Source organism: Arthrobacter pascens (assembly GCF_030815585.1).
GTDB classification, from domain to species: Bacteria; Actinomycetota; Actinomycetes; order Actinomycetales; family Micrococcaceae; genus Arthrobacter; species Arthrobacter pascens_A.
Window position 1 is genome coordinate 3,726,924 of the sequence record NZ_JAUSWY010000001.1, and the last position, 11,827, is coordinate 3,738,750.

11 protein-coding genes are annotated in these 11,827 nt (G+C 64.3%); 3 read left to right on the forward strand and 8 right to left on the reverse strand.

Annotated features, from left to right (window positions below):
• Positions 1–12 precede the first annotated feature (12 nt).
• The 7 genes from QFZ30_RS17145 to QFZ30_RS17175 all read right to left on the reverse strand — a co-directional run bounded on the left by QFZ30_RS17145 (position 13) and on the right by QFZ30_RS17175 (position 8,579).
• On the reverse strand, positions 13–1,494 hold the full coding sequence (locus QFZ30_RS17145) for an ABC transporter ATP-binding protein (RefSeq protein WP_307078246.1): 1,482 nt from the start codon (positions 1,492–1,494) through the stop codon (positions 13–15).
• Positions 1,491–2,348: an ABC transporter permease gene (locus QFZ30_RS17150; protein ID WP_307078248.1), complete on the reverse strand. Its 858-nt coding sequence runs from the start codon at positions 2,346–2,348 to the stop codon at positions 1,491–1,493. The genes QFZ30_RS17145 and QFZ30_RS17150 overlap by 4 nt, the downstream gene beginning before the upstream one ends.
• Positions 2,345–3,370, reverse strand: coding sequence for an ABC transporter permease (locus tag QFZ30_RS17155; protein WP_307078250.1), 1,026 nt, complete (start codon positions 3,368–3,370; stop codon positions 2,345–2,347). Before QFZ30_RS17155 ends, QFZ30_RS17150 begins: the two co-directional genes overlap by 4 nt.
• Before the next feature lie 13 nt (positions 3,371–3,383).
• Entirely contained in the window at positions 3,384–4,934 is a 1,551-nt protein-coding gene (locus QFZ30_RS17160; RefSeq protein WP_307078252.1) for an ABC transporter substrate-binding protein, read from the reverse strand.
• 282 nt (positions 4,935–5,216) lie between these two features.
• Positions 5,217–5,996: a type 1 glutamine amidotransferase domain-containing protein gene (locus QFZ30_RS17165; protein ID WP_307078254.1), complete on the reverse strand. Its 780-nt coding sequence runs from the start codon at positions 5,994–5,996 to the stop codon at positions 5,217–5,219.
• Between the two features lie 199 nt (positions 5,997–6,195).
• On the reverse strand, positions 6,196–6,930 hold the full coding sequence (locus tag QFZ30_RS17170; RefSeq protein ID WP_307078256.1) for an NUDIX hydrolase: 735 nt from the start codon (positions 6,928–6,930) through the stop codon (positions 6,196–6,198).
• A 152-nt stretch (positions 6,931–7,082) separates the two neighbouring features.
• Entirely contained in the window at positions 7,083–8,579 is a 1,497-nt protein-coding gene (locus QFZ30_RS17175) for a flotillin family protein (RefSeq protein WP_307078257.1), read from the reverse strand.
• A 359-nt stretch (positions 8,580–8,938) separates the two neighbouring features.
• Here QFZ30_RS17175 and QFZ30_RS17180 point away from each other — a divergent pair, with 359 nt between their 5' ends.
• The 3 genes from QFZ30_RS17180 to QFZ30_RS17190 are packed head-to-tail and all read left to right on the forward strand — an operon-like array spanning position 8,939 to position 10,908.
• On the forward strand, positions 8,939–9,754 hold the full coding sequence (locus QFZ30_RS17180) for an SPFH domain-containing protein (protein WP_307078259.1): 816 nt from the start codon (positions 8,939–8,941) through the stop codon (positions 9,752–9,754).
• Positions 9,748–9,999 carry a hypothetical protein gene (locus tag QFZ30_RS17185; RefSeq protein WP_307078261.1) on the forward strand — a complete coding sequence of 84 codons (252 nt, stop codon included), beginning with the start codon at positions 9,748–9,750 and terminating at the stop codon, positions 9,997–9,999. Before QFZ30_RS17180 ends, QFZ30_RS17185 begins: the two co-directional genes overlap by 7 nt.
• Positions 10,000–10,008: 9 nt before the next feature.
• On the forward strand, positions 10,009–10,908 hold the full coding sequence (locus tag QFZ30_RS17190; RefSeq protein WP_307078263.1) for a hypothetical protein: 900 nt from the start codon (positions 10,009–10,011) through the stop codon (positions 10,906–10,908).
• 30 nt (positions 10,909–10,938) lie between these two features.
• On the opposite strand, the gene QFZ30_RS17195 is transcribed toward QFZ30_RS17190, so the two are convergent.
• A complete protein-coding gene (locus QFZ30_RS17195) occupies positions 10,939–11,811 on the reverse strand; it encodes a triose-phosphate isomerase family protein (protein ID WP_307078266.1) in 873 nt (290 codons plus the stop codon).
• Between the last annotated feature and the right edge of the window lie 16 nt (positions 11,812–11,827).

Genomic DNA, 11,827 nt, shown 5'->3' on the forward strand with positions numbered 1-11,827 from the left:
TTCCATCCGGCCTCAGCCTCCTGTGACCTGCAACTGGGGCAGTGTCAGCGGCGGTGTGACTCCAAGCGGGATGCTGCGGGTGGTAACGGCGGCGGCAAGGCCGTCGTCGTGCGTAACCAGAACCAGGGCGCAGTCCAGCCGGTCGACCTGCTCCATGAGGCAGCGCACCGTCTCTTCCTGGGTGATGAGGTCCAGGCGGGACGTCGGTTCGTCGGCGAAGACCAGGGCCGGCTCAAGAAGCATCGACCTGATGATGGCGAGCCGCTGCAGTTCCCCGCCGGATATCTGCCCAGGCCTGCGCTGAAGAAGTTCGGGAGCAAGCCCCAGTAAGCCCATGAGTTCCTCCAGCCGGTCGCGTTCCAGCCTGTGACGGCGCACCACGTCGCCCAGTGAGTCCTTCAGCGGTATCCGTGCGGGAAATGCCAGGGCGGGGTCCTGGTAGAGCTTTTGGAGCCGGCCCCCCTTCAGCGCGTCCGAATGCTGCACCGTTCCGGCGTCGGGCGGGAGGAGCCGGAGCAGTATGTTCCCGAGGGTGGTCTTTCCGCTTCCGCTGGGACCGCTTAATGCAATCCGCTCCCCCGCCCTGACATCGAAGGAGAGATTGCTGAACAGTTGTTGACCGCCGAAGGACTTGGTGAGGCCCTCTCCCGAGACCAGAAGGGTGCCCTCACTTTCCACCTGCCTTCCGTGCTCAGCGTCCGCCCATTCCGCCGCATCCAAGGGACCCCTCATCCACGGATGCCTCCAGTGGGACGGTTCGGCCCCCAGGAGCCTGCGCGTATACGGGTGCACCGGCTGTGCCAGCACCTGGCCGGCCGCTCCCTGCTCCACAACATGGGCATCCTTCATCACTAGGACCTCCCCGCCGAGCTCGCGGGCCAGATCAAGGTCATGGGTGATGGTCAGCAGGATGCCGCCCCCCTTGAGATGGCTTCGCAGCAGTTCCGCCAGGTCCGCCCTGGCACGTTGGTCCAGCCCCTTGGAGGGCTCATCCGCGATGAGAACGGGAGCACCGCCGATAGTTGCGGCAGCGAACGCCACTCTCTGCGCCATGCCGCCGGAAAGCGTATGTGGAAAGGCCCTGGTAGCCTGCCGCAGGCCGAGGGAGGAAAGAAGGGCATCCGCAGCGCGCCGGGCGCCACGTTTGTCCGCTGTGAAGGTGAGGGCTCCTTCTGCCACCTGCTCGCCGGCCCGCATTGTGGGGTCCAGGGCGAGCACGGGCTCCTGGGGCAGAAGGGACATGGTTCGCCCCCATAGCCTGCGCCGGTTCGCCTGATCGCTGACGTCATAGGAGTGGCCATCCACAGTCAGGGTTCCCCGGGCTGTGAGGTTCGCCGGGAGCGTGCCCATGATTGCGTGGGCCAGGAGGGATTTGCCCGAACCACTCTCACCGACGATCGTCACGGGGCGCCCGGGCTCGAAGTCCAGCTGGGCGGTCTCGACCAGGACTTTGCCGCCGTGGGTAACGACGAGGTTGTTGAGACGCAGGCTCATGCTCGGGACTCCTTGCTCCGCAGGCCCAAGAGCCCGATCAGGATGGTGGTGAGAACCAGGACCGGCGCCAGGGCCATCCAGGGTGCCTCGTGATAGAACGGGAAGGCTTCGGTGATCATCAGCCCCAACTCCGGCGTGGGCGGGCGGACACCGATCCCCACGAACCCCAGCGTGGACAGTGCAAGGATGGATGAGCCTACGCCGAAGGTCGCCATGGTGGTCAGGAGCGGGCGCAGCTCAGGGAAGAGGTGCCTGCGTACGATGTGAACGGGGCCGAGCTGGAGCAGGCCCGCGGATTCCACCGCAGGGCCGGCCAGGACCAGTCCGCTCCGGGCGCGCACCATCCGGAAATACTCCACCCACTGCGACAGTGCCAACCCCAGGCAGAGAGTCCAGAGGTCACCGTTGGCGATGGCCGAGACGACGAGAACCACCAGCAGGGCCGGCAGCGCGATGAACACCTCAGACAGGCCGTGCAGCACCGAATCGACCCAGCCGCCGCGCCAGGCGGCAGCTATGCCCGCCAGTGTTCCGAACAGCAGGGCAGCGCTGACGCACAGCACCGCCATTACGAGGGAGAGCTGGGCGGCGTGGGCCAGCCGCGCAATGACACTGCGGCCCAGGTGGTCACGGCCAAGCGGTTCCGCGGGTCCCGGTGGCTCCAGGAACCTGGACAGGTCCTGAAGCGCGTGATCCGGCCAGACCAGCGGTCCGGCTACCGCGAAAGCGACCAGGCCAGCCAGCAGCGCTGCGGAAATGAGCTGGGTTGCTGTGCCGTCGGCCAGCCATTGCGGCCGTTGGGAGACTCGGGCTGGTCCGGGAGAAAGTTCTTGCATGGCGACGCCGTTCGTCACAGTACTGCCTCCTTGTGGCGGGGCCGGGGATCCACAGCCGCCGTTGCCAGGTCAACGACCGTATTCATGGCAACCACCATGAGCGCAAGCGCCAGCGCTGCGGCCTGGATCATGGGGATGTCCCGCCAGAAGATTGCATGGACCAAGGCATGCCCCAGGCCTGGCCAGGCGAAAAGGCTTTCCACCACCACAACGCCTTCGATGAGAACCAGCACCTGCACCCCGACGTAGGCGATCAAGGTCACGCCGGTGTTCCTGCAGACGTGCCGCAGGAACACGAGCCAACTGCCAATGCCCTTGGTGGCGGCGAAGCGCACATAGTCCGATTGCCGGATCTGTGCCATCGCGTCGCGGGTCACCCGGGCGAACAGCCCGGAGAGGCCGACTGCGAGCGTTGCCGCAGGGAGCACGATGTTGTTCGCCTCTCCATGGCCAGCGGCGGGGAGCACGCCCAGATGAACCGAAAACAGCAGGATCAGGGCCAGTCCGAGCAGGAAGGGCGGCAGCGCCCGTGCGGCGGAAACCCAAACTGTCGTCAGTCGGTCAAGGATGCCGCCCGGCCGGGCCGCTGCCAGGGCTCCCACCGTCGCCCCGACGATCAATGCAAGAACCAGCGCGGCCACGGCCAGCTGCAGGCTGCTGGCGAGGTGAAGCCCAAGCTCCCCGGCCACGCTTGCCCCAGTGACCAGGGAATTGCCCAGGTCAAGGGAGGCCAGGCCAGCCAGCCAGTCCACAAGCTGGAGCCAGACCGGCCGGTCAAGCCCCAGCTCAGCGCGGACGCTGTCCGCTGACGCAGCAGTCACCTGGTCATAGCCGTAGCGGCCAGCGGCAATCCGAAAAGCGATATCCCCGGGGAGGCTTTGGACGATGGCGAAGCAAGCGGTGGAGACGAGTAGAACTACCCCTGCCGCCTGGATGGCGCGGCGGCCCAGAACGCTTGCCGTGGCGGCCAGGGCGGGAGGGACGGCGAACCTTCTTAAGGCACTGTTGGAGGCGCGGGGTTTAGCGGTCGATAAAGTCATGTTGTCCGCTCTCCTACTTGGCCCAGGTCAAGCCGCTAAGACGCCACGAGCGCTCCAACGGATCCAGGATGAGGCCTTCAATCCGCGGGCTGACCACGGCGCTCTGCCGGTACCAGGCCACCGGGATGACGGGCAGCTGGGTCTGCAGGATGTCGGTTACTTTTCGGCGGGACTCCGCTGCGTGGTCGGCGTCATGGCCGCTGGCCAGGGCGTCGAAAGCTGACGTGAGCGCGGGGTCGTTCCAGCCCATGGCGCCATAGTCGCCACCTTCAGGGGCAAAATCATCGGCGAGGGTTACCAGGGCGTCGGGCACCAGTGCATAGTTACGGGAGTAAAGCGCCAGCTCCAGCGACCCGTCCTTGTGCCCGGCCGGAATTTCACTGGAGTTACCCACCTTTACGTCCAGGGCAATGCCCAGTTCCTTCAGCTTCGCTTGGATCGCGGTGGCCAGGACGGGCAGTTCCGGACGGTCCGGGAAAGTTCGCAAGGTGACCGAGAATTTCTTGCCATCGCGTTCCAGAGTGCCGTCGCTGCCCGGGACCCAGCCGGCGTCGGCCAGCAGCTCCTTGGCCTTGGACGGGTCGTGTTCCAACGGTGTGGCAGATTCCTGGTGCCAGTCTGGCAGCGATGGCGGGAAGAGCTGCGTGGCCGCCATCTCGGGGTCCCGCAACAATGCTGTTGCCATTGATTCACGGTCCAGGGCCATGCTTATTGCGCGCCGAACCTGGACGTCGCCCAGAACGTCATGGCCGGAGTTGACCTTGAGCAGGATGGCCCGGGGCAGGGTCACGTCGGCAATGTTCAGCTTGCCTGCCTGCTTGATCTTCTGAAGGCTGGTGGGGTCCATGCCGAAGGTGACGTCTGACTGGGCGCTTTCGGCCATCAGCGCCCTGCTCTCGGATCTCCCCACGGCCTGATACGTGACCTCGGATATCTCCGGTTTTTCGCCGCGCCACTGCTCGAATGCCGCCAGTTTGATGTTTGCAGGCGGCTCGAGCTGTGTCACCCGGTATGGTCCTGAACCTACTACCTTGGTCACTGCCTGGTCCGGGCCGTAGGAGCTGGGGGCGAGGATCTGGGTGCTTGTGTGGGCCAGCACCGCCGGCAGGGGAGCAAACGGCTCCGTCAGGTCCACGCGGACAGAATTGCCTTCGGCAGAGATCGCCTTGAGGGGAACCGTCGCCAGCGGAGTGCCAGCCTTGCCGTGTGCCGTGTTTAGCGCGGCGGCTGCCACGTCAGCTGTGACCTCCGTACCGTCATGAAAGAGGGCACCGGAACGGAGCGTGAGCGTCCAGGACAGTCCGTCGGCGGAGGCGGTCCAGTTGTCGGCCAGTCCCGGTTGGAGGACGCCCTTGGAATCGGCGTCGACAAGGGTTTCTGCCACCTCCAGACGTGTGAACAGGCCACCAGCCGTCGAAGGGTCCAGGCTGTGGAACTCAAACTGCCCCACCACCCTCAGCGGCTGGTTAGCTGCCGGAGTGTCCTTGCCCGCACCGGCGCACCCCGCAATCATCAATAACGCGACGGCGGATGCCCCCGCCACCCTCATCCTCTGCCAACCCATTTTTCCGTTTCCTTCTGATCGCGAAGCCTTAATAGTTCGACCTAACACTCTAGATGCAAACCATTATCATTAGCAATTGAGTCTTGGGGAAGGATTTCCAGATGGGGTGGCTCGCAAGGCAGCGGATGCGGCTAGGACTTCACGCTCCGACTAACTTCGGAAAGACGCTCGGAACCTGAAGCAGGTCGGCGACACGCCGGACAGTGTGTGGTTGCCGGCGCACGTACGACTGACGGCCGCCCCGTTGCCGGGGCGGCCGTCAGTTTCAGTGCGCTGTTGGTGTTAGTGCTCCGCTTCTGCCGCTGCCTTCTTCTTGGCGTTTTTCTCGGCGTCCTTTCCTGCACGCAGAGCCTCCGCATCGTGCTGCTCCTCGGCTTTTTCCTGGTGGATAACCTCTGCCAAGAGCTTCTCCATCTCCTTGGCCACGCCGGCGGCCGAGGCCGGGTTCTGGCCGGTCACCAGCCGGTCGTCAACCACGACCTTCTCCTCAAAAACATCAGCGGAGACGTGTGTGGCACCCTGTTCCTCAAGTCGGTCGGCCAAGAAGAACGGGATGACCTTGTCCTTCCCTGCGGCAACCTCCTCGTCGTTGGTGAAGGCGGCGACCTTCCTGCCCTCGACGAGCCGCAGTCCGTTGGCCAGTTCTACGTTCACAAGCCCGGCCGGTCCATGGCAGACCGCGCCCACCACACCGCCGGCGTTGTAGACGCTGGACAGGAGCTTCTGCAAGCCTTCGCTGTCCGGGAAGTCCCACATGGTGCCGTGGCCTCCCACCAGGTAGACGGCGTCGTACTGATCGGGATCAACGACGTCGACGCGGGCAGTGTTGTAGAGACCGGCGCGCGTGGTCTCGTCCTCCGTGAAGGCGACCTGGATAGGATCTTTTGAGTCCACTTCGTCGCGCGGCGGCTGGCCGCCCTGGATGGACGCGAAGTCTACGAAATGCCCGGAATCCTTGAAGACCTTCCAGGGATGTGCAGCCTCGGCCACGTTGTAGCCGGTCTTCTCTCCCGTATCGCCGATCTCGGAAACGCTGGTCAGTACCATGAGGATTTTCTTCATGAAGTGTTCCTTTCGTCTAACTTCCACCCTACGCCCAGCCCATTTTCGGGCCTTCCCTCCCCGTCTTGGACGGTGGCAGTCGTCTGCGCCTCGAAGCGCCCGTACGGGGCTTCCTCGGTCCCGGTCAGATATTTAACCCGGCCCGGCTAACGGCCCGTTGCACCCGAGAAAGCGCCCCCAGGACGATTGCACTCACGCCTCAATCACGGGGTCGCATGAGCGGTGGGTTGAGCACAGCCCGCGTGGGCTGGCCCGCTGCCGGGCGGGCTGCTGCGGCCAGCCGGAAAAGCGCGGCGGGACGGCCCGCGTCTCCTGTTGTCATCCGCCCGGTGTCTTGCAAGAAGTCGGGCGTACCCGTTGCCTTGCGATGGAAGTTCCGGGGGTCAAGACGCGTTCCCCAGACGGCCTCATACACGGCCCGGAGCTGGGCAATGGTGAACTCGTCGCCGCAAAAAGCCGCCGCCAGGGGCGAGTATTCCAGCTTTGACTTCGCCCGCTCCACCGCGTCGGTCAGAATCCGCTCATGATCAAAGGCGAGCTGTAAATCGCCATTCAGGACATGACGGACGGGGTACCAGGCCGCGTGCTCGGCGTCGCTCCCTGCCGCCAGAACCGGAAAGTCGGGAGCGAGCAGCAGATGGGCGACAGTGAGAACGTCCCCGCGCGGGTCGCGGCCCTTGGGGCCATAGCTGCCTAATTGCTCCAAATGGCCCGGGTGATGCCCGACGCCCGTTTCCTCCGCAAGTTCCCGGCCCGCCGCCTCCAGCAACTCCTCGCCGGCCAGGATGAATCCGCCCGGGAGGGCGAGCCTGCCGCGGAACGGATCGATGAGGCGGGTGATAAGCAGAACGTTCAGCCCGCCGTCGCGCACGGTGAGGGCGACGACGTCGACAGTCACCGGAAATCGCGCCGGTGCCGGATGGGTTTCAGTCATGAAGCCATCGTAGGTACTTATCGTCACCTTGACAATAATTCCGCAACGGTTCCAAAGACGCCAAAACGCCGCGGACCCGTAATGGTATCCGCGGCGCTTTGTTGGCTCTGACCGGATCTATCCGGCGGAATCGTCCTTCAGTCCAGGACTGATCACTGTGGTCCGGCTGGTTCTTTGACGGCGCCATTTCCGGTGCCCCGGCTGTCTGCGACGGGGGTAGATTTGCCGTAGCCCTTGAGCATCTCGATCACATCGAAACCGGTGGTGTCCTTAAGCATCTGCGCGGTCTGCTGTACACCAGAGGCAACGTTCTTGCTCATCTGGCCTGCACCATCGTTAGAGATGACCGTCATGTTGCTGATCGCGCTCATCGGGGCGGCGATCTCCCTGGCAATGGAAGGCAGAACCTCCAGAAGCTTGTTCAGGATTGCCGCCTCATTGAACTCGCTGTACGCCTTGGCCTGGGCCTCGATGGCTTCTGCTTCAGCCCTGCCGCGAAGACCAATGACGTCAGCTTCTGCTATGCCCTTGGTCTTGGTGACCTCAGCCTCAGCAAGGCCACGGATCTTGTTGATTTCAGTCTCGGCATTGCCCTTGGCGGTATTAGCTGCTGCCAGAGCCTTCGCTTCGACCTCATTGCCGGCGGCCTTGAGCTTTCGGGTTTCGAGTTCAGCCGCCGCTTCAACTTTCGTGGCTTCCGAGATGCGGGTACGGCGGGAAAGATCAGCCGCGGCTTCGGTTTCAACCTTGTACTTGGCAGCGTCGGCGGGCTTGCGGACCTCGATGTCGAGTTCCTTTTCGCGAAGCTCCGCCTGACGTGCCACGACCTGCTGATTCTTGAGGATAATCGCTTGCTGCTGATCGGCGTGGGCAAGCGGACCGGCGGCGTCAGCTTCCGCCTGGCGGGCATCCGTTTCCTGCTTCAGTTCAGCGCGGCGCAGAGCCAGCTTCTGCTCAGCTTCAGCCGTCTTCTGATCCGCGAGCGCCTTCGCTTCCGCAGCTTCACGCTGGGAGTTCGCTTCGGCAATGCTTGCGTTCCGGGCAACCAGGGCAGCCTCGGGACGGCCGAGGTTCTTCAGGTAGCCGCCTGCGTCGTCCACAGACTTGATCTGAAAGGTATCGATGACCAGACCCTGGTTGGTCATCGAATGCTCGGCTTCTTCCTTCACGGATGCTGCGAACTGAGCACGGTCCTTGATGATCGCGTCAACGCTCAGCGTGCCCACAATGGAACGCAGGGAGCCCGAGAGGGTCTCCTGGGTGTAGTGATCAATTGCGTCCTGTTGGTCAAGGAAACGCTGGGCTGCCTTGCGGACGGAGATCTTGTCACCGCCTACCTTTACTTGGGCTACGCCAGCCAGTTTGAGCTGGATGCCGTTGTTGGAGATGGCTTCGATGGTGACTTCAACCTGGCGCGAGGACAGTGAGATATGGCTGACGCGTTCTGTAATCGGGTTGACGAACGCCCGATTGTTAATGATGACGCGAGACTGATCATCGGACGTTTCATCAGTTGTGTTCGGGTCGCTCTTGCCGGTGATGAGCATGGCCTCATTAGGCTTGGCGAACCGGATGCTGGATGTGTAGAAGATGAATCCTGCGATGAGTAGGACGGCAAGTATGCCCCCGCCGATCAGCATTACTGTCATTGTTCCCCCTATTGATGTGTCGGATCGCCATGGAAATAGCCGATCCTTGAACCCGCGGCGTTCATGTGGGCAGGCGCCACTTTTGGAACTCGGTGCCGTCTCCTCATGACGCCGGGCGCCTTCCATCAAACCTTACGTCTAGCGGACGATCCATAGTCATGGCGTCGGCTGGAGCAAATAGCTAGTCACCAGGACGTTCAGCTCGCCGTCGCGCACAGTGATGGCGACGGCGTCGACAGTCACCCGGGTTCGGAATCGATGCCATCTGAAGTATTTATCGTCACCTTGACGATAAATCAGGCAGAGCCCTACGCTCTGGTTATCGTCAAAGTGACGAAAATATAAGCGAGGAGCACCCCATGGCCAGCATCAAGCGCTACCCCTGGATCAGCCACTTCCTGGGCAGCCCCACCGGCTACGTCGTCCACCTTCAAAAGGGCCAGGTCAGGCACCAGGGGGTGGGCCAGGCGTTCTGGTTCCGTCCGGCGAATTCCGTGCTCAGCGAGGTCCCCGTGGATGACCAGGAACTGCCCACGCTCTTCCACGCCATCACCCGGGACCACCAGGACGTGAGCGTCCAGGCTAACGTGACCTACCGCTTCGTCGACCCCGTGGCCGTCTCCAACCGGCTCGACTTCGGCCTCCAACCGACCGGCTTAGCGCCAGCCACCGGGAAGGAACAGGTGGCCACGATCATCGGCCAGCTGTGCCAGAGCCACGCGATCGATCAGATCGCGACCACCACCCTCGCCGAAGCACTTGAGCGCGGGGTCAGCCAACTCCGCGCTGTCCTATCCGAAGCGCTCCGCACCGACACCCGGCTCCTGTCCACCGGCATCGAAGTTCTTGGGGTGCAGGTCCTGGCGGTCCGGCCAGAGTCCGACGTCGAGCGGGCGTTGCAGACGCCGGTCCGCGAACAGCTCCAATCCGAAGCCGACCGGGCCGTGTACGAACGCCGGGCAGTCGCCGTGGAGCGCGAACGAACCATTTCCGAGAACGAAATGGCGAGCCAGATCGAACTGGCCACCCGGCGCGAACACCTGGTCGCCCAGGAAGGCGCCAACGCACGCGCCAAGCTGAGGAGAAAGCTGCCGCAGGACTCATCGAGGCGCAGGCCTCGGCCGAACGCCAAGGCATCAGCGCCTCAGCCGAAGCCAACCAGATCAGGTTGGTAGGCGAGGCAGCCGCAGCACGCGAGGCCGCCACCATGGAGGTCTACCAGGGCATGGAACAGGCCACCCTTCTGGCGCTGGCCCTGCGCGAGGCGGCAGGATCACTGCCCAACATCGGGAACCTCACCATCACCCCGGACCTCCTGAGCGGGGCGCTTGCCGGACTGTTCCGGGAGCCTGCAGGCGGCATCATGCAGGGCACTGAAGCCCGTATCGCGGCCGGGACAGCCGGCAGTGCCGAGAAGTAGGACCCCGTCATGGCAAACCCCCGTCTCATCATCGTCCACCGGCGGACCGAGCTCCAGGAACTCCTGGACCGGCACGCCACCCGTGGCCAGGCCGAATTCTTCCTCCGCACCAGAGGCCGCAACATCCAAGACGTACAGGAGCGCCATGACCGGCTCACCGCGGCCTTGGTGACCATCCGCGCCGCGGTTCCGGCCGAGTGGCGTCACGCCGAGGTGGAGCGCGCGGACCTCAGCCGCTTCCTTCTCACACCTGAGGACATCATCGCCGTCGTGGGCCAGGACGGGCTGGTGGCCAATGTCGCGAAGTACCTGGCCGGCCAGCCCGTCATCGGGGTCGATCCGGAGCCGGGAGCAAATCCAGGGGTCCTGGTCCGGCACTCTCCCGACGCCGCGGCCACGCTGCTGCAGGAGCTTGCCAAGGCTGGGACTGTGGAGCGGCTGCGGTGCCAGGAGCTCGCCACAGTGACAGCACTCCTCGACTATGGTCAGGAACTGTCTGGACTCAACGAGGTCTTTATCGGCCATGCCTCGCACCAGTCGGCCCGATTTCACATCACGACGCCGGACGGCCAGACCGAACGACAGTCCTCCTCCGGGCTGATCGTCTCCACAGGCACTGGCGCCACGGGCTGGTGCGCATCCATCGCCCTCGAACGCGGAGGACGTGCCTTGCCTGCGCCCACGGACCGCCGCCTCGCGTGGTTCGTCCGCGAGGCCTGGCCCTCCCCCATCACAGGAACCTCACTAACGGAGGGCGTCTTGGAAGCGGGCGACTCTCTGCGGATCACCGTGGCGTCCGACCAACTCGTGGTGTTCGGCGACGGCATGGAAGCGGACCGCCTCACCGCATCCTGGGGCCAGGAAATCACAGTGCAGTTGGGCCAAAGGCCGCTGCGGCTGGTGGGGTAGGAACGCTTCAGGAATCGAGCCAAAGTCGATTTACCGCTCGCTGGAGCGCCGTTCGTCTGCACCATTTCCGGCATCCACCGATACCGGGAATGGCTCACAATCAGCAGCACGCGCCAAAGCCTCGTCCAGGACCTTGCCGAAATTGGCGGCGTCGTGGGCATAGCGGCCAAGGAAAAGACCCGAAATGTCCTCAAGCGCGGGCAGCAGCCCCGGCTTTGCGGAACCCCCGTAGATGACCGGCAGCTCCCCCAATGAGCTGCCGGCTACCGGCGAATGCGCGCCCAGCATTTCACGCAGGAAACGCACGACGGCGGACACGTACGTTGCGCTGGCGGGCTCGGCGGCGCCGATGGCCCAGACGGGTTCGTACGCAATGACCAGCCGCGAAGCCAGGTTCCAGTCGCCGTCGACCGCTTCCTGGATCTGTTGGTGGACAAACGCCGCAGCCGTCTGCTCTCCGGAAACCCCCGCTCCTGCCGCCGAGCCCTCCCCGACGCACAGCAGCGGGGTGACGCCGGCGGCGTCCGCCGCCCTGACTTTGCGCGCAATCATGGCGGCGTCCTCCCCCAGGTGGCGGCGCCGTTCTGCGTGCCCAACTTCGACAACGCCCACGCCGAGTTCGGCGAGCAGCGACGGCGACACTTCCCCGGTCCATGGGCCATCCGCCCACCCGCAGTTCTGGGCGCCGAGGATGAGCGGTGAACCCGCCAGGATCTTGCCGGCTGCCGGGAGCATGGGGAATGAGGGGATCACAAACGGGACCACCCGCCCGGCTTTGAGGGCCGGGCGGGCGTCCACTTCGGACCGGACTGCAGCGAGCCACTCCAGGCTGTCCCGGTATCCCAGGTACATCTTGGTGCTGACACCGACGTACAAGGTCCCCGGCTGACTGGATCCAATCATTCCGACTCCCTGCATT